11 protein-coding genes are annotated in these 18372 nt (G+C 71.7%); 6 read left to right on the top strand and 5 right to left on the bottom strand.

Going from position 1 to position 18372, the window contains the following annotated elements:
• The first annotated feature begins 39 nt into the window (after window positions 1-39).
• Window positions 40-3105 (top strand): ATP-dependent DNA helicase, encoded by a 3066-nt coding sequence (locus OAW74_RS06500; protein ID WP_262873493.1) that lies wholly within the window; start codon window positions 40-42, stop codon window positions 3103-3105.
• Window positions 3102-6395 carry an ATP-dependent DNA helicase gene (locus tag OAW74_RS06495; protein WP_262873492.1) on the top strand — a complete coding sequence of 1098 codons (3294 nt, stop codon included), beginning with the start codon at window positions 3102-3104 and terminating at the stop codon, window positions 6393-6395. The genes OAW74_RS06500 and OAW74_RS06495 overlap by 4 nt, the downstream gene beginning before the upstream one ends.
• 16 nt (window positions 6396-6411) lie before the next feature.
• Here OAW74_RS06495 and OAW74_RS06490 read toward each other — a convergent pair whose 3' ends face one another.
• On the bottom strand, window positions 6412-7758 hold the full coding sequence (locus OAW74_RS06490; RefSeq protein WP_262873491.1) for a phosphotransferase: 1347 nt from the start codon (window positions 7756-7758) through the stop codon (window positions 6412-6414).
• Window positions 7759-7847: 89 nt separating this feature from the next.
• Between OAW74_RS06490 and nudC the strand changes: the two genes are divergently transcribed.
• Window positions 7848-8750, top strand: a complete 903-nt coding sequence (gene nudC, locus OAW74_RS06485) for an NAD(+) diphosphatase (RefSeq protein WP_262873490.1) — start codon at window positions 7848-7850, stop codon at window positions 8748-8750.
• Complete coding sequence (locus OAW74_RS06480) at window positions 8747-10492, top strand: ATP-dependent helicase (protein ID WP_262873489.1); 1746 nt, start codon at window positions 8747-8749, stop codon at window positions 10490-10492. The genes nudC and OAW74_RS06480 overlap by 4 nt, the downstream gene beginning before the upstream one ends.
• Before the next feature lie 767 nt (window positions 10493-11259).
• Here OAW74_RS06480 and OAW74_RS06475 read toward each other — a convergent pair.
• Window positions 11260-12657 carry a zinc-dependent metalloprotease gene (locus OAW74_RS06475; protein WP_262873488.1) on the bottom strand — a complete coding sequence of 466 codons (1398 nt, stop codon included), beginning with the start codon at window positions 12655-12657 and terminating at the stop codon, window positions 11260-11262.
• A 126-nt stretch (window positions 12658-12783) separates the two neighbouring features.
• Here OAW74_RS06475 and OAW74_RS06470 point away from each other — a divergent pair, with 126 nt between their 5' ends.
• Both OAW74_RS06470 and OAW74_RS06465 read left to right on the top strand, forming a co-directional pair.
• A complete protein-coding gene (locus OAW74_RS06470) occupies window positions 12784-13902 on the top strand; it encodes a YlbL family protein (protein ID WP_262873487.1) in 1119 nt (372 codons plus the stop codon).
• 46 nt (window positions 13903-13948) lie between these two features.
• On the top strand, window positions 13949-16855 hold the full coding sequence (locus OAW74_RS06465) for a UPF0182 family membrane protein (RefSeq protein WP_262873486.1): 2907 nt from the start codon (window positions 13949-13951) through the stop codon (window positions 16853-16855).
• Here OAW74_RS06465 and OAW74_RS06460 read toward each other — a convergent pair whose 3' ends face one another.
• The 3 genes from OAW74_RS06460 to OAW74_RS06450 are packed head-to-tail and all read right to left on the bottom strand — an operon-like array spanning window position 16856 to window position 18371.
• Entirely contained in the window at window positions 16856-17713 is an 858-nt protein-coding gene (locus OAW74_RS06460) for a prenyltransferase (protein ID WP_262873485.1), read from the bottom strand. It abuts the gene before it with no gap.
• Window positions 17714-17739: 26 nt separating this feature from the next.
• Window positions 17740-18042: a lycopene cyclase domain-containing protein gene (locus OAW74_RS06455; protein ID WP_262873484.1), complete on the bottom strand. Its 303-nt coding sequence runs from the start codon at window positions 18040-18042 to the stop codon at window positions 17740-17742.
• Window positions 18039-18371 (bottom strand): lycopene cyclase domain-containing protein, encoded by a 333-nt coding sequence (locus OAW74_RS06450; RefSeq protein ID WP_262873483.1) that lies wholly within the window; start codon window positions 18369-18371, stop codon window positions 18039-18041. The genes OAW74_RS06455 and OAW74_RS06450 overlap by 4 nt, the downstream gene beginning before the upstream one ends.
• Window position 18372 lies beyond the last annotated feature (1 nt).

The following is an 18372-nucleotide window of genomic DNA, read 5'->3' as shown; positions in this document are numbered from 1 at the left end:
GGCACCGTGATGTCGTCGGGCGCCGCTAACGTTGCGGGGGTGGAGGATTGGGATGCGGCGCAGCGTGCCGTCATCGAACTGCCGCACGCAGCCTCCGCCGTCGTCGTCGGCGCACCCGGCACAGGCAAGACGGCGGTCGCCCTCGAGCGAGTGCGCACACTGATCGCGGCAGGCGTCGACCCCGACGCGATCGTCGTGCTGACCCCGTCGCGGCAGACCGCGACCGCGCTGCGCGACCGGCTGTCGCTGACGATCGCGCGGGCGACCTCGGGCGCCCCTGCGCGATCGATCGCCTCCTTCGCCTTTCAACTGGTGCGCGCCGGCGCGGTCGCCGACGGGCGCGAGCCGCCGCAGCTGCTGACCGGCGCCGACGAAGACCAGCTGATCGCCGATCTGCTGGCAGGCGACGTCGAAGACGAGCAGAGCGGCGAGAGCCGCTGGCCGGAATGGCTGACGCCGCAGATCAGGGCGACCAAGGGCTTTCGCACCGAGGTTCGGGCGTTCCTGGCGGAATGCACCGCCCTCGGCATCCCTCCCGCCCAGCTGACCCAGTGGGGCGCCCAGCGGGATCTCGCGGTGTGGACGGCGCTGGCCTCGTTCTCGAGCGAATACATCCAGGTCCGAGACGACATGCGCGGAGCGCACCGCGACGCGGCCGGGCTCGTGCGCGAGGCGGTCGCGATCGTGCGTGCGGGGCTTCCCGGGGCGCAGCTGCTCGACGAGATGGCCGTGCTGATCGTGGACGACGCGCAAGAGCTCACCCTCGGCGGGGTGGAGCTCGTCGAGGCGTGCGCCGCCCGCGGCGTGGCCGTGCTCGCCCTCGGCGACCCCGACGTGGGGGCGGGATCGTTCCGGGGCGCGACCCCCGAGAACTTCGCGCGACTGGCGGCGGCGCTGGGCACCCCGCATGTGCTGTCGACGGCGCATCGGGGCAGTGCGGCGCAGGTCGACCTCGTTCGACGGCTGACGCAGCACATCGGGGCCGTCGGCGTCGTCGCCCATCGTCAGCGACCGACGGGCGCCCAGCCCGACGCCTCGGTGCAGGCCCTCGTCGCGCGATCGGCGGCAGAGGAGTGCGATGCGATCGCACGCCTGCTGCGCGAGCGCCGGCTGCACGACGGGGTGCCCTGGGGCGACCTGGCCGTCATCGCCCACGACACCCGTCAGGTGCAGACGCTCGAGGCCGAGCTGAGCGCGCGCGACGTGCCGGCTCGAACGGCGGGCCCAGGCAGCCCACTGGGCGTGCTCGCCCCCGCGCGCGATCTCGTGCGCGTCGTCGAGCTGGCCGCCGCCGACGAGTGGTCGGCCGACGAGCTGTCGGACCTGCTCGTGGGCTCGTACGGTCGCCTCGACGCGATCGGTCTGCGACGCCTGCGGTCGGCGCTGCGTCACGCCGAGCTGTCCGCCGGCGGGGAGCGCAGCGGGCGCGAGCTGCTGGTCGACGCGATGCGCACCCCGCTGGAGCTCGACCTGCTCGACACACGCGAGGCGCGGCGCGCCGGCGTGCTGGCGCGCACTCTGCACGAGGTGTCGCGGCTGCTGGCCGAGGGCGCGACGGCGCACGAAGTGCTGTGGGTGGTGTGGGAGCGCAGCGGGCTCGAGCGCGTGTGGAGCGATCTCGCGGCCGGGCGCGGACCGCTCGCCGACCAGGCGGGGCGCGACCTCGACGCCGTCGTGGCGCTGTTCCAGTCGGCCAAGCGCTTCGTCGAGCGCACGCTCGACCCCGATCCGCGGGCATTCGTGCGCAGCATTCTCGACAGCGACGTCGCCGACGATCGCCTCGATGCCGTGCTGCCCGACGACGCCGCGCGCATCCTCACCCCGGCTTCGGCACTCGGCGTGCAGTTCGACACCGTCGTGATCGCCGGTCTGCAGGACGGCGTCTGGCCCAATACGCGCCTGCGCGGATCGCTGCTGGAGACGTGGCGCCTCGCCGACGCCGCTGCCGGCCGAGATGAGCCGGCAGCCCTCGATCGCCGTCGCTCCGCGATGCATGACGAACTCCGGCTGCTGGTGCGCGCCGTGTCGCGCGCCTCTGCCAGGGTGGTGATGACCGCCGTGGACGACGACGACACCGGGCCCAGCGTGTTCGCCGAGTTCTTCCCCGATCCGCAGGCCCCGACCGCTGAGCATCCGCTCTCGCTGCGCGGGCTGGTCGCCCAGCACCGGCGCGCCCTCACGACGGGGGCGGATGCGGTGTTCGCGGCCGGTCAGCTGGCTCTGCTCGCCGATGCCGCCATACCGGGCGCGGCGCCGGAGCAGTGGTACGGCGTGACCGCTCCCAGCGCGCGCGGACCGCTGCGCGACCTCGAGGTCGCCGACATCCGCGTGTCGCCCTCACGTCTGCACGCCCTCGAGGAGTGCGAGCTCAACTGGGTGATCGCCGACCTCGGCGGCGACGCGTCGAACACGTCGGCGGGCCTGGGCACCATCATCCATGCCGCCCTCGAACACGCCGACGGGGCCGACGAAGCAGCGCTCTGGGCAGCCGTCGAGTCGCGCTGGGGTGAGCTGAGCTTCGAGTCGGGCTGGCGCGAAGAGGCGCAGCGCGCGACGGCGCGCGATCTCGTGCGCCGTCTGCACGCGTATCTGCGCGACTTCGATCGGGACGGCGGCACACTCATCGGCGCAGAGCCGCACTTCGAGGTGCCGGTGCCGTTGCCGGGTGAGCCGGCCCACCCGCATGGCGTCGTGCTCTCGGGCTACATCGACCGCGTCGAGCTCGCCCCCGACGGCACGGTCGTGATCGTGGATCTGAAGACCGGCAAGCGCGAACCTCAGCGCGACCAGGGTGTCGTCGACAACCCCCAGCTCGCGGCGTACCAGCTGGCGTTCGAATCCGGCGCGATCCCCGAGGCCGCAGGCCACCCGCCGGGCGGTGCGAAGCTGCTCGTGCTGCGGCCCACCTCGCGGGTCGACTACGTCACTCCTCGGCAGCCGCCTTTCGACGACGAGACGCGCACCGCCTTCCACGATCGCATCGCGGCCGCCGTCGAGGTGATGCGCGGCACGACCTTCGCGGCGCCCTACGAGGAGCACTGCCGCGACGAGCACTCCTACGGACTCTGCCGCATCCACACCATCGGGGCGGTGAGCGCGTCATGACGGCACCGCTCGCGGCAGGCGTGATCGCGGCCGCGCTCGGTCAGTTCCCGCCCACCCTCGAGCAGACGGCGGTCATCGAGGCGCCGCTGCAGCCGGCGCTCGTGGTGGCCGGCGCCGGCAGCGGCAAGACCGAGACGATGTCGGCGCGCGTCGTGTGGCTCGTCGCCAACGGCCTCGTCGGTCGAGACGAGGTGCTGGGGCTCACCTTCACCCGCAAGGCGGCAGGGGAGCTGGCCGAACGCATCCGCGCGCGGCTCGACCGGCTCTCGGAGTTCGAGCGCCGCGGACTGCTCCCGCACCTGCCGGCGCTCCACGCGGCCGGAAGGCTCGACGTGTTCGGTGAGCTGGAGCGCAGCGGGGGCCGCGGGCGCGAGCGGCACGCCGTGCTGGATGCGCTGGCGATCGAGTGCGGTGCGGTGGCGGCCGAGGTCGAGCCCGACGCGCTCCTGCACCGCCCCACGGTCGCGACCTACAACAGCTTCGCCGACCGGATCGTGCGCGAGCACGCGGTGCGCATCGGCCGTGACGCCGAGGCCGTCGTGCTGAGCGAGTCGGCCGCGTGGCTGCTCATGCGCCAGGTGCTGTTCGCCTCTGACGATCCCCGACTGGCCGCGGTCGAGCGCAGCGTCGGCACACTCGTCGACGGCGCGCTGCGCATCGCCCGCGACAGCGTCGACAATCTCGTCGCCCTCGACGAGCTGGCGGCCTTCCCCGCGCGCTTCCGCGATGTGCTCGAGCGCCCGTCGACGCGCAAGGGCACCGTCGTCTACAAAGACGTCGCGGATGCCGCCGCCGACGTCGACGATCTGGCGCTGCTGACCGATCTCGCCCGCCAGTACGCCGCGCAGAAGCTGCGCCGCGGGGTGCTCGACTTCTCGGATCAGGTGGCGGCGGCGGTCGAGATCGTCCGTGGGCACCCTGTCGTCGGCGATGAGCTGCGAGGGCGCTACCGCGTCGTGTTGCTGGACGAGTACCAGGACACCTCGGTCGTGCAGACCGACCTGCTGGCCGGGCTGTTCGCCGGCACCGCGGTCATGGCTGTCGGCGACCCGCACCAGGCGATCTACGGCTGGCGCGGGGCGAGCGCCGGAAACCTCGGGGGCTTCGCCGCCGCGTTCGCCCAGGACGGCGGGTGCGCGGGCTTCTCGCTCATGACGAGCTGGCGCAACAGCATCCGCGTGCTCGGCGCGGCGAACGCCGTGCTCGCAGAGCTGTCGGCGCACGCCCCGGTCGAGGTGGCCGAGCTGCGACCCCGCCCTGGTGCATCGGCCGGCCAGGTCGATCTGGCCTTCGACGACGACGTCGACGCCGAGGCCGACCGCGTCGCCGAGTGGTTCGCGTCCGTGCGTCGGGCGCGGGCCGTCGGGGGCCTCGCCACGACGGGTGCGCTGCTGTTCCGCAGCAAGAAGCACATGGTGCGCTTCGGCGATGCGCTGGGTCGCCGGGGTGTTCCGCACCGGATTCTGGGGCTCGGCGGCCTGCTGTCGACCCCAGAGGTCGTCGACGTCGTCGCGGCGCTGCGCGTGATCAGCGATCCGGCGGCGGGCTCGGCGCTCATCCGACTCCTCTCCGGCCCGCGGTGGGCGATCGGGCTGCCCGATCTGCGCGAGCTGTCGGCGCTGGCGGTGCGGCTGGCCCGCCATGACACGGCGCTGCAGCCGCTGGCGCCGGAGGTGGTCGCGCAGATCAGGGCGAGCGCCGGCGACGATCAGGGCTCGCTCATCGACGCTCTCGATTTCGTCGCACGCACCCGCCCCGACCACGGCTGGCTCGCAGGTCTCACGCCCGCGGCCCGCGAGCGCCTCCACGAGGCCGGTGTCGTGTTCGCCGAGCTGCGGCGGGCGGCGGGCATGCCGATCCCCGAACTGGTCAGGCTGGTCGAACGCGAGCTGCGACTGGACATCGAGCTGGCCGCCAACGAGCTGCGCGGCCCCGCGAGGATCGCCTCGGCGCAGCTACGCGCATTCGTCGACGAGCTGCACGGCTTCCTCGCCGCAGACGACAGCGGATCGATCTCGAATCTGCTGGCGTGGCTCGATCACGCCGAGCAGCTCGACGAGTTCGCGCCCCGCACCGAGCCTCCAGAGCCCGATGTGGTGCAGCTGCTGACCATCCACGGATCCAAGGGGCTGGAGTGGGACGCCGTGGCGGTGGTGCGCATGGTCACCGACGAGCTGCCGAGCATGCCGCGCGACCGCAAGGGGTGGCTGCGGTTCGGCATTCTGCCCTACGAGTTCCGCGGCGATGCGCCGTGGCTCCCGACGCTGCGCTGGGATGCAGACACCAGCCCCACCCAGCAGGACCTCAAGGTCGCCTTCGACGAGTTCTTCGCCGCCGGTCGGCAGCGCCAGCTCGACGAGGACCGGCGACTCGCCTACGTCGCCGTGACCCGCGCCCGCGACCACCTGCTGCTGACGGGGGCGGCGTGGTCGGGCACGAAGAAGCCTCGCGAGCGCAGCGTCTTCTTCACCGAGATCGCCGAGGGCCTCGGGGTCGCCCTCGATGAGACCGAACCCGGTGAGAACCCCTATCTCGGCGAACGCCGCCTGCTGCAGTGGCCGATCGACCCGCTGGGCGCTCGACGCGCCGCTGTCGAACGCGCCGCGGACGCCGTGCGCCGCGCGCGGGAGTCGCCGCGGCCTCCCGCTCACCGCGACCTCGCCCTGCTGCTGGCCGAGCGCGAAGAGCGCAACAGGCGTGCTCCCGGCGCCGCTCCCACCCGTATCGCCGCCTCCCGCTACAAGGACTTCGTCGTCGACTACGACGGCGCCGTGGCCAGACTCGCCCGTCCGCTGCCCGAGCGTCCCTATCGCCAGACGCGCCTGGGCACCCTGTTCCACGCCTGGGTCGAGCAGCGCTCAGGTCTGGTCGGGCGTGCGGGCGGGCTCGACGACGCCCTGTGGGAGCTCGAAGACGACGCGCCGGCATCCGCGGCCACCCTCGCGGATGCCGAGGCGCTGGCACGCCTGCGCGAGACGTTCGAGCGCAGCGAGTGGGCGGACCTGCAGCCGCTCGAGGTCGAGACCGAGATCGACTTCGCCACGACCGCCCTCGACGGCACGCCGCACGTCGTGATCTGCAAGCTCGATGCCGTGTACGCCCGCGGCGACCGCATCGAGATCGTCGACTGGAAGACGGGTGCGGCGCCGCGCACCGACGATGAGAGAGCCCAGCGGATGCTGCAGCTCGAGTTGTATCGCGAGGCCTATCACCGCCGCAACGGCGTGCCGCTGGAGAGCATCGACGTCGTGCTGTTCTATGTCGCGGCAGACCTCGTGCTGCGGGGGTAAGCCCTCCGGTACCCGGTCAGTCGGCGAGCCAGCGTCGCAGGGCCGCGTCGGCCGCCCGCGCGCTGTCGACCTCGGCCTGCGCCTCGGTCCAGTCCGAGGTCTGCGCCCGCTCTCGCGGGGCGGCCAGCGCCGCGTCGAGCTCGCCCGTGGCGAACGACAGCGGCACGAAGTCGTCGACGTCGACGGGAGCGATCGGCTGGGTGCGCTCGGGATCGTCGGCGGGGGCCTCCGAGGGGGGCTCCGCCACGGTCTGGTCGGCGGCGGATGAAGGCTCGCGCTCGGCGGTCGTGTCTGCGGGCAGCTCCTCGCTCCACAGCGACAGGTCGTCGGCCGCGTAGGTGTCGGTCTGCAGCGAGGTGTCTCCCGCCGCATCGGCGCGTTCGGGCACGCGGTCGAGCAGCGCGATCGCGTCGTCGACGCCGTGCGCCGAGACGGCGACGATGTCTTCGCCCGAGGTGCCGTCGGCGAGCGAGCGCAGCAGAGCCTCGGCGTCGTCGAGCACGTCGGCGCGGTCGGCGTCGTAGCCGTGCACGAGCCACTTCGCGAACTCGAGCTCGGCGTACAGCCTGGCCCGCTCGCGCACGAGTGCGTCGGGGGTGCGTGCGCTGGCGGCGGCGTAGGCGTCGAAGACCTCGCCGGCCGCGTCGGGCGCCGCCGAGAGCCACTGCAGGTCTGCGGCGGGGTCGCCCACCGACAGCCCCGCCCACTCGAGCGCGCCCGTGATCGTCGGCACCCCGTCGACATCGTCGAACAGGAAGGCCGCCGCCGAGGCGCCGCCCAGCACGACTGCCGCCTCGAATCGCCACAGGTCGTCGTTCTCGACCGCGCGTGTCCAGCGGGCGATCAGCGAGATCGGCGTGCGATGGGTCGCCGACGCGCGATCGATGAGGCGACGAGCATCGTCGCGCACCTGCTCGGGAGTGCGCACCGGAAGACCCTCGGTGCGCACGACCGAGAGGGGGAGGCTGTGCAGCGCCGCCAGCGCCGCCCCGAGGCTCGTGGCGATGCCTGGGCCGGCGGGAACGTGCGCCGCATCGACGCGGTAGCCGGGCAGGTGATCGACGACCACGACCCTCGCGCGGTCGAGTCCCGTCTCGCCGAGGAGCTCGGGTGCGCGGAAGGGAAGAAGGGCGCGCACACCGGGCGTCAGAGCCCGCAGCGCCCGCACTTCGGCGACGAGGTCGGTCGCCGCCTCTGCGGTGGCGGGAACCCGCACCACGACGCTGCGTCCGTCATCGAGACCGACCAGTGCGCTGTCGTAGCGGCCGGCCGCCGATTCCGTCAGAGCAGCCACCGAGACGACGCCCACCCGGGGCAGAGCCGAGGTGACCGACGCGGCTAGAGTGAGGGGTGAGCGTGCCATGTGCCCAGGGTAGGCGTGGCGCGCCGGTGCACCCCCGCGCCACGCCCGCTTGTCGACAGGCCGCGTGTGCGATCCGCAGAGAGGCCGCGATGCCCATGTCCGACATTCCGCAGCCGCCGTTGGCCAGAGGGGGACTCGACCGCGCGGGGGATGAGCGCAGCGAGCCCGGCCTGCTCGATCGGCTGCGCTCCGACTCGTCGACGCGCGTGCTGGTCGTCGCCGGCGACAGGGCGCCGTTCGACGGCGACGGGTTGCAGCTCGTGGCCCCCGCCGCGGTGCCCGCCGGCGCGCTGTGGGCCTTCCTGGGGCGCGACGACGAGGGCTCAGCGCTGCTGGCGGCCGTGCTCGCACACTCCGACGATGCGCCGTTCGACGCACCGGGCGGGTGGGCGGGGCTGCGCGTGGCCGGGGGGATGCTGACCGCCGCCGACGCCGCCGCGTTCGTGGCCGCGCTGGCACTGGGCCGGTGGCTGCTGGGTGCGCCCTTCTGCCCTGCGTGCGGCGGGCAGACCCGCATCGTCAACGCGGGGTGGGCGCGGCACTGCGACGCGTGCGGCCGCGACCACTTTCCGCGCACCGATCCCGCCGTCATCGTGGCCGTCACGCACCGTGACGACCCCGATCGGCTGCTGCTGGGCTCCAATGCCCTGTGGGAGGTGAACCGCTACTCGTGCTTCGCGGGCTTCGTCGAGGCGGGGGAGTCGGCCGAAGAGGCCGTGCGTCGTGAGGTGAGGGAGGAGTCGGGCGTCGAGGTCGGCGCCCTCGAGTACCGCGGTTCGCAGTCGTGGCCGTACCCGCGCTCGCTCATGCTCGGGTACCGGGCGCAGGCGCTGTCCGATGCGGCCGTCGCCGACGGCGACGAGATCGCCGAGGTGCGCTGGTTCACGCGCGCCGAGATCGGCGAGGGTCTTCGTGGTGAGGGCGACGTGATGCTGCCGGGCACGGCATCGATCGCCCACCAGCTGATCGCCGACTGGCACGCGGGCCGATGAGCGGCGGCGCACTCGACGGGCTCGACGACCAGCAGCGCGAGGCCGTCACGACCCTGCGGGGACCGCTCTCGGTGCTCGCCGGCGCCGGCACCGGCAAGACGCGCGTGATCACGCACCGCATCGCGCACGGGGTCGACACCGGCGCCTATTCGCCTGGAAGGGTCATGGCGGTGACCTTCACCGCGAAGGCCGCCGGCGAGATGCGCGGACGCCTGCGCAGACTCGGCGTCTCGGGCGTCGCCGCGCGCACCTTCCACGCGGCGGCCCTGGCGCAGCTGAACTTCTTCTGGCCGACGCTCGCCGGCGACACCGCACCCGGGCTCGTCGACAACAAGGTGCGCCTTCTCGCCCACGCGGCCGACGGCATCGGCCTCGAGCCCGACACCGCGACCCTGCGCGACATCGCCTCCGAGATCGAGTGGCGGAAGGTCACGATGCGCAGCATCGACGACTACGCCGCGGCCCGCCCCGCCGGAGTCGGACGCTATGACGTCTCACGTGTGGTCGACCTGCAGCGCGCGTACGAGAAGCTCAAAGACGAGCGGCGCAGACTCGACTTCGAAGACGTGCTGCTGGCCTGCGCCGGCATGCTCGAGGCGGAGCCGCAGGTCGCCTCGGCGGTGCACGAGCAGTACCGCCACTTCACGGTCGACGAGTTCCAAGACGTCTCACCTCTGCAGAACCGACTGCTCGAACTGTGGCTGGGCGATCGGCGCGACCTGTGCGTCGTGGGCGATGCGAGCCAGACGATCTACTCCTTCGCGGGCGCCGACGCGCGGTTCCTTCTCGAATTCGCCTCGAGATTCCCGCAGGCCAAGGTCGTGCGGCTCGAGACGAACTACCGCTCGACACCCGGCATCCTCGCCGTGGCGAACGCGCTCATGAACGGTCGCCGGGGCGCCCTCGAGCTGACCTCCGCTCACGCCGGCGCGGCCGGCGACCTGCCCACCGTCACGGCCTACGCCGACGATGCGCACGAGGCGCAGGGGATCGCCGAGCGCATCGCCGGTCAGATCGCCGGTGGAGTGGATCCGCACCGCATCGCCGTGCTGTATCGGGCGCACGCCCAGTCCGCGATGCTCGCCCAGGCCCTGGCCGCGCGCGGCATCGCGACCACGGTGCTCGGCGGGCGACGGTTCTTCGACATCCCCGAAGTGCGCCAAGCGGTGCTCGCGCTGCGCGGTGCCTCGGTCGCACCATTGGAGTCGGGATTCCTCGTCGCCGTGCGCGACGTGCTGCGCTCGCTCGGCTACAGCGACGAGCCGCCGCAGGCGGGCGGGGCGCTGCGTGATGCGTGGGAGGCCAGGGCCGCCATCCTGCGCCTGGCCGAAGAGGCCCCGACGGGCACGACGCTGAGGGCGTTCACCGATGAGCTCACGGCCCGCGCACAGACCCAGGACGAACTGACGATGCGCACCGTGACCCTCGCGACGCTGCACGCGGCCAAGGGTCTTGAGTGGGAGCACGTGCACCTGGCCGGACTCGCCGACGGGCAGCTGCCCATCGGCTGGGCGACCACCCCCGAGGCGGTCGACGAAGAGCGGCGTCTCGCCTACGTCGGCATCACGCGCGCCGCGCGGACCCTCGAGCTGTCGTGGTCGACGGGGGAGCGTGGTCGGGCGCCGTCTCGATTCCTGCGTGAGCTCGGCACAGGCACGACGCGTGAGGTCGATGCGCGCGGATCGACCGGCGCCACGACCCGGCGTGGAGCACCGTCGACCGACCGCCCGCGCCGTCGATGAGCCGCGCCGCGATGACGCCGGCCTGCAGCAGCAGCGCGTCGTCGACGACGAGCGGGTCGCGTGCCAGCAATTGAGCGGCGAGCATCGGCCACTCGGCATCGCGCTCCCGCTCGTGCGCCGCATCGCAGGCGAGACAGGCCGTGCGGCCGGGCACCACGAGGGGGCCGATCACGGCGCGACGCCCGGTGAACACAAGCGGCAGGTGCGGGACGTCGTGCGACATCAGCTCGGCGGCCCGCCGCGGTTCGACCAGATGGTGCGCCAGCAGCACGACGGGCGCCCCGGACGGGCGATCGACCTCGCGCGACTCGACGCCGAACCACGTCTCGACCTCGACCGCTCGCCCTGACGCGCGCAGGGCCGTCGCGAGCGTCTGCACCTGCGCGCTCGGCAGGGCTGCCGGAGCCTGCAGCGTCACAGATCGGGACGTCGTCGTCGCGGCCATCAGCACGGGTCGCAGCGCCTGCAGCATCTGCTGCGACGGAGCGCGTGGTGCTCCGATCGAGACCAGCACGCCGGAGACGACATCGTCGGGGATGCCGCGCGTGAGTTCATGCAGCAGCCGCTGCTGCCATCGTTCGCCGGCATCGACGACCACCACGGCGTCGAGGCCGAACTGCACAGAGCTCGCCGACCGCCACAGCGGGGGATACGCGGGGTCGAGGCGCAGCATGCCCCGATTCTCGCCGGGCGGGCGAACGGCTGCGCACGCTGTCCACAGGGTGCGCACCCCCGCCACCCGATGTCGGCGCTGGGGAGGAGCCCTGTCAGACCGGACGCGGCTCGTCGGGAGCGTCGTCGTCGCCGTCGGCGGGTTCCTCCGCTGCGGGAGCTGCGGGTTCCTCGCCGGCGAGCAGACGCGCGAGCGCGTCGTCGAGCTCGTCGCGCTCCGGTTCTTCGCCGCGGGCACGCGCCTCGAGCCGAGCGACCAGCGCTGCGGGATCGTCGAGGTCGTCGGCGGTGGGCATGAGGTCGGGATAGTCCCACAGCGCGTCGCGGGCGCCGACGCCCACGGCATCCGTCACGGCCTGCCACATCGCCGCGGCCTCGCGCATGCGCCGCGGGCGCAGCGTGAGCCCCACGAGTGACGCGAGCGCCTGTTCCGCGGGTCCGCCGACGGCACGGCGACGTCGCACCGCCTCGGCGATGCGATCGGCCATCGGCAGGCGCCCGGTGGCCTGTGCGGTCACGACATCGACCCAGCCCTCGATCGTGGCGAGGAGGTTCTCGAGTCGCGCCAGAGCGGTGTCCTGCTCGGGGCTGCGCGGAGGCAGCAGCGCCCCGCTCTCGAGCGCGCGACGGAGCTCATCGGGCTCACTGGGATCGAACCGACCGGCGAGATCTTCGAGCGCCGACGTGTCGACGCGGATGCCGCGGGCGAAGTCCGTCACCTGCGAGATGACGTGCAGCCGCAGCCAGCGGGCGTGGCGGAACAGGCGCGCGTGGGCGAGCTCGCGGGTCGCGATGTAGAGGGCAAGCTGATCCTCGGGGATCTCGAGCCCTTCGCCGAAGTCGGAGAAGTTCTGCGGCAGGATCGCCGCCTCGCCGTCGGGCATCACCGGGATGCCGACATCGCCGCCGCTGACGACCTCTTTCGACAGGTTGCCCACGACGTGCCCCAGCTGCGTCGCGAACAGCGATCCGCCCACCGTGCGCATGAATCGGCCGGCGCCCTGGATGAGGCTCTGCATGTCGTCGGGCGCCTGCTCGCTCAGCGCCCCGGTGAGCGCATCGGCGATGCTGGTCGCCACCGGCTCCGCCAGCGCCTGCCACACCGGCAGCGTCGCCTCGACCCACGCGCCGCGGGTGAGCGCCTGAGGGGCGGTGGCGAGCCCCGAGATCGCCGTGGCCTCGCTCAGCCACAGCGTCGCGAGTGCGAACGCCTCATCGAGATCGCCGCGCTGCCCCGAGGTGATGCCCAGACCGTCCTGGTTGGCGATGTGCAGCGCCTGGCGGCGGGTGAGCTCCCAGTCGATCCCGCCGTCGGGGCCGCCGGCGGCGAACGCCTGCTGCAGCTGCTGCATGAGCTGCTGCATCATCGCAGGGTCGATGTCCATGCCGCTGAGCTTGGACAGCTGTTCGGGGTCGACCCCGCCCGCGCCGCCGAAGAGCTGACGGATCAGCTCCTGGAACTCTTCTTCGGGACTGCGGTCGTCTTCTGCCACGTCGTCACCCTCTCAGCCGGTTCAAGACCAGTTGGTCCTACGCTAGTCGCACCGCTCATCGCACCTCCCGGCCCGGCCCCGATCGCCTTACGCCGGTCGCGAACGACCTGGCAGAGAGAGGCACCTGTGGCGCTGTTCGACGACAACGTGACCATCCAGCCCGCCCCGCGGCGCGAGATCCCGCGCAGCATGAAGGCGGGAATGGGCGCGCTCGCCCTCGCTCTGGTCGTGCTGCTGGTGCTGACGTTCCTCCCCACCGGATATGTGATCCAGCAGCCGGGGCCCGTCTACGACACCCTGGGCACCGTGCAGGGCTCCGACGGCGAGGACGTGCCGCTGATCTCGGTCGACGGCGCCCAGACCTACGAGACGGGAGGGTCGCTGGACCTGCTCACGGTGCAGGTGGTGGGCAACCGCGAGCGCACGCCGTCATGGTTCGAGCTCGCCGCGGCGTGGTTCGACCGCAGCAAGGCGGTGCTGCCGATCGACTCGGTCTTCCCCGAGGGGCAGACGACCGAGCAGCGCAACGAAGAGAGCGCGGCGCTCATGGTCGACTCGCAGAAGGAGGCGACGGCGGCGGCGCTGACCGAGCTCGGCTACGACGTGCAGTCGCAGCTGACGGTGTACTCGGTCGTCGACGGCGCCGCCGCGACCGGTCTCGTCGAAGAGGGGGACGTGATCACGGCCGCGAACGGCACGCCTGTCGCGGATGCGGCGGCCCTCCGCGAGATCGTGAACGCCGGTCAGGGAGACCCGATCGAGCTCACGGTCATCCGCGACGACGCCGAGCAGACCGTCGAGGTCACCCCGCATTCCGAGGAATCGGACGGCACGACGACGTGGCTGCTGGGGATCACGCTCATGAACGACTACGTCTTCCCGATCGACGTGACCATCCAGCTCGACAACGTCGGGGGGCCCAGCGCCGGAATGATGTTCGCGCTCGGCATCATCGACGTGCTCAGCCCCGGTGAGCTCAACGGGGGCGAGCGCGTCGCCGGCACCGGCACGATCAGCGCCGACGGCACGGTCGGGGCGATCGGCGGCATCCGTCAGAAGCTGTGGGGCGCGCGGGATGCGGGGGCGACGTGGTTCCTGGCTCCCGCGGCGAACTGCGACGAGGTCGTCGGCCATGTGCCGGCGGGACTCCAGGTGTTCTCGGTCGAGACCCTCGACGACTCCCTCGCCGTGCTCGAAGCGATCCGCGACGACGGCGACCTGGGCGCCCTGCCCACCTGCGGTTAGGCGTTCCCCCAGCATCCGCCCTGAATCGGCCGCTTAGGATGTGAGGGTGACGACGACCTCAGCGCCGAATCAAGCCACGCCCTCCCGATCACGACGCGTCATCGCCATCTCGCTGGCGATCATCGCGGCGCTGGTGGTGGCGTTCTTCCTGTTCGCGGGGCTCTACGCGGACTGGCTCTGGTTCGACCAGCTCGGATTCGAGTCGGTGCTCCTGACGCAGTGGACCGCCCGCGTCGTGATGTTCGTCATCGGCTTCGTGGGCATGGCGGTGCCGGTGTGGGTCGCGATCCAGCTCGCCTACCGGCTGCGCCCGGTGTACGCGCGCCTGAGCTCGCAACTCGACCGCTACCAGGAGGTCGTCGAGCCCCTGCGGCGCCTGTCGATGTGGGGCATCCCGGTGTTCTTCGGCTTCTTCGCCGGCTTCGCCGCCTCCGCGCAGTGGCAGACCACGTGGCTGTGGCTCAACGGCGTCGCCACCGACACCACCGATCCGGAGTTCGGACTCGACACCGGCTTCTACCTCTTCGGGCTGCCCTTCTACAGTGCGCTGCTGGGCTTCGTCTCGGCGGTGCTGCTGATCTGCCTGCTCGTGACCGTGCTCGTCTCGTACCTCTACGGCTCCGTGCGGGTGGGCGAGCGGGAGCTGCGCATCTCGAAGTCCGCACGCATCCAGCTGGCCGTCCTCGCCGGCCTCTACCTCGCCGTGCAGGGGGTGAGCCTGTGGCTCGACCGCTACAAGACCCTGACCCAGACCGAGGACCGCATCACCGGCGCCGGCTACACGACGGCCAACGCCGTCATCCCGGGGCTGACGATCCTCGCGATCGTGGCCGCCGTGGTCGCCGTGCTGTTCTTCGTGACCGCCATCATCGGCCGCTGGCGCTACCCGCTCATCGCCACCGCGCTGCTCGTGGTCTCGTCGATCGTGCTGGGCATCGGCTACCCGTGGGTCGTCAACACCTTCCAGGTGCAGCCGAACCGCTTCTCGCTCGAGCAGGAGTACTACCAGCGCAACGTGGACATGACCCAGGCCGCGTACGGCATCGATGAGCTGGAGAAGACCAACTACGCCGCCAAGACCGACGCGAAGGAAGGGCAGCTGCGCGACGACGCCGAGACGACCGCCTCGATCCGCGTGATGGATCCCGCGATCATCTCGCCGACGGTGCGCCAGCTCGAGCAGTACCGCTCGTACTACCAGTTCCAGGACCCGCTCGACGTCGACCGCTACGAGATCGACGGCCAGTCTCAGGACACGATCGTCTCGGTGCGCGAGCTCAACCTCGAGCAGCTGGGCGCGGCGGCCGACTGGCAGAACTCCGCGCTCGTGTACACGCACGGCTACGGGATCGTCGCGCTCAAGGGCAACGACCGCACCTCCGACGGCGATCCGGTCTTCCTCGAGCAGGGCATCCCGGCATCCGGATTCCTCTCCGACCTCGAGAACTTCGAGCCGCGCGTCTACTTCGGTGAGTACTCGCCGACCTACTCGATCGTGGGCGCGCCCGAGGGGGCGACCGACCTGGAGCTCGACTACCCGGCCGGCGAAGACGGCGCGAGCGAGACCAAGACGACCTTCTCGGGCGATGGCGGGCCGAGCCTCGGGAACGTCTTCAACCGGCTCATCTACGCGCTGAAGTTCCAGTCCGAGCAGATCCTGTTCTCCGACTACCTCAACGAGGAGTCGCAGATCCTCTACGATCGCGACCCCGCCGAGCGCGTGCAGAAGGTCGCGCCGTACCTGACCCTCGACAGCGACCCGTACCCGAGCGTGGTGGACGGTCGCATCGTCTGGATCATCGACGGCTACACGCTCAGCGCCAACTACCCGTACTCCACGACCGTGAGCCTGTCGGAGGCGATCTCCGACTCGAACACGACCGTCGAGCGCTTCGGCCTCGACAACATCAACTACATCCGCAACTCCGTCAAGGCCACTGTCGACGCCTATGACGGCTCGGTGACGCTCTACGCCTGGGATGACGAAGACCCGATCCTGCAGGCGTGGCAGAAGGTCTATCCCTCGACGCTCGAGCCGATCAGCGAGATGTCGGCCGACCTCATGAGCCACGTGCGCTACCCGACCGACCTGTTCAAGGTGCAGCGGGCGATGCTCGGGGTCTACCACGTCGACGACGCGCAGTCGTTCTACCAGCGCGACAACGCCTGGACCACCCCGAACGACCCCCAGGACGACACCAACCTGCAGCCGCCGTACTACCTGACCATGCAGATGCCGGGGCAGGACGAGGCGACCTACTCGATGTTCACCTCGTTCATCCCGTCGTCGCTGGGCGCGGCATCGCGCAACGTGCTGATGGGCTATCTCTCCGTCGACTCCGATGCGGGTGGGGAGAAGGGCAAGGTCGGCGCCGACTACGGGAAGCTGCGGATGCTGGTGATCGACGCCGACACGACGGTGCCGGGTCCCGGCCAGGTGCAGAACACCTTCAACTCGAACGAGACGATCTCGTCGCAGATCAACCTGCTCAAGCAGGGCCAGTCCGAGGTGCTCAACGGCAACCTGCTCACCCTCCCGGTCGGCGGCGGCCTGCTCTATGTCCAGCCCGTCTTCGTGCAGGCCTCCAGCGGCACGCAGCTGCCGACCCTGCGCAAGATCCTGGTCGCCTTCGGCGGCGACGTGGCGTTCGAAGACACGCTCAGCGAGGCGCTCGATTCGCTCTTCGGCGGCAACTCCGGCGCGGAGACGGGCGATGAGAACGTCACCCCCACGCCGGGCGCGACCGCGACGCCGACGCCGACTCCCTCTCCGAGCGAGTCCGGCGGCACGAGCGAGCAGCCGACCGACGACTACCAGGCGGCGCTGCAGGCGGCGCAGAAGGCGATGCTCGACCGCCAGGAGGCCCTCGAGGCCGGTGACTGGGCCGCCTACGGCGAGGCGGACGACCGGCTCACGGCAGCCGTCGAGAAGCTCATCGCGCTCGGAGGGTGATCACCCGATCGCGACGTACCAGATCAGCAGCACCGTCACCGCGGCGCCCGCGATCTGGTTGAGCCACAGGAACCTGCGCCAGGCGGCGGTCACCGCCGTCGCCTGGTGGTCTGCCACGTTGCGGTAGGCCCAGGCGTTGACGATGTACATCACGGCCACGACCGCGGCGAGCGGACCCGGCCATGCCGTGGCGAGCACCAGCACGGCGGCCGCCGCATAGCACGCGATCGCGAAACGCACCGTCCACCGCGCGCCTCGCGCGGTCGCGATGGACGAGATGCGCGCTTCGCGATCGGCGACGATGTCCTGTACCGCGCCGAGGGCGTGCGAGGCGACGCCCCACAGTGCGAAGGCGCAGATGAGGGCGACGAGCCCCGGCGTCCAGGTCGCTCCGGCGAGCACGAGAGCGTAGACGGCAGGGGAGAAGAAGTGGATGCTGCTGGTCGCCGAGTCGGCGATGGGCACCTCTTTCAGCCGCCACGGCGGAGCCGAGTACTCCACGACGAAGAACAGGCTCAGCGCGAGCACGACCCACGACGCGGGCGAGCCCACCACCCCGAGGTACACGACGAACGGCAGGCAGCTCAGTGCCGCCGCCCACAGGGTGACCCGGTGTGCGCGCGGATCGAGCACGGCGCCGTGCGCGCCCCCCTTGCGCGGATTGCGCAGGTCGGACTCGTAGTCGAACACGTCGTTGATGCCGTACATCGCGAGGTTGTACGGCACGAGGAAGAAGACGGTGCCCACGACCCACGTCGCGTCGATCCCGCCGGTGGTCACGAGGTACGCCGCGGCGAACGGATAGGCGGTGTTGACCCAGCTCACCGGCCGCGAGGCGACGAGGAGCTGCTTCAGCATCCCCCTCGACGACGCTCTCCCCGCCGTCATGCGGCCCTGCGCTCGGTGAGCACCCAGACCGACGGCACGAGGAAGGCGACGCAGATCGGGTAGGCGAAGTCTTCGAGAGGCGCCAGTCCGATGCGCCAGCCGCTCAGGTGCTCGGCCGGGTAGCGGTAGAGGTCGGCGGCGATCATCAGGTTGTCGAAGACGGCGGTCAGGATGCACAGGACCGCCGCCGCGGCCGCCGAGCAGGCCATGCGGTGGGCGAACCGGGGGCGCCGGGCGCTGGCGGCGGCGACAGCGGCGGCCACGAGCAGCAGTACGGCGGAGAGCACGGCGTAGGTCACGACTTCTCCCCGGCGGCGCGCTCCGACAGCACGCGGTCCAGCGCGCACCAGACCACGAGAGCGAGATAGGAGAGGAAGGCGACGAAGAGCGGCTCCTCGAGGGGCAGGTGCGGCGCGAGGTCGATGCCGATCAGCATCGCCGAGTCGCCGCGCACGAAGATCCCGCGGGAGATGGCGACCGCATCCGCCGCGAGCAGCACGGTGCTGCCCGCCGCCACGGCGACGGCGGCGCGCCAGGGGGAGCGCCGTGCGGCGAGCCGATGGCGCACGTCGAGCAGGGCGACGCCGGCCGCTGACAGCAGCAGGGCCAGCAGATAGGTCCCCGGCACG

This window comes from Microbacterium fluvii, assembly GCF_025515205.1.
Classification (GTDB): domain Bacteria; phylum Actinomycetota; class Actinomycetes; order Actinomycetales; family Microbacteriaceae; genus Microbacterium; species Microbacterium fluvii.
Note: the sequence above shows the minus strand (reverse complement) of the source record. Positions and strands in the feature narration are given on the sequence as shown.

What these genes read in the sequence shown, in the direction of transcription:
- OAW74_RS06490 (WP_262873491.1), bottom strand. Translation starts at nt 7,758, where the DNA reads ATGGCACGCTCACCCCTCACTCTAGCCGCGTCGGTCACCTCGGCTCTG.
- OAW74_RS06460 (WP_262873485.1), bottom strand. Translation starts at nt 17,713, where the DNA reads ATGCTGAAGCAGCTCCTCGTCGCCTCGCGGCCGGTGAGCTGGGTCAAC.
- nudC (WP_262873490.1), top strand. Translation starts at nt 7,848, where the DNA reads ATGCCCATGTCCGACATTCCGCAGCCGCCGTTGGCCAGAGGGGGACTC.
- OAW74_RS06480 (WP_262873489.1), top strand. Translation starts at nt 8,747, where the DNA reads ATGAGCGGCGGCGCACTCGACGGGCTCGACGACCAGCAGCGCGAGGCC.
- OAW74_RS06495 (WP_262873492.1), top strand. Translation starts at nt 3,102, where the DNA reads ATGACGGCACCGCTCGCGGCAGGCGTGATCGCGGCCGCGCTCGGTCAG.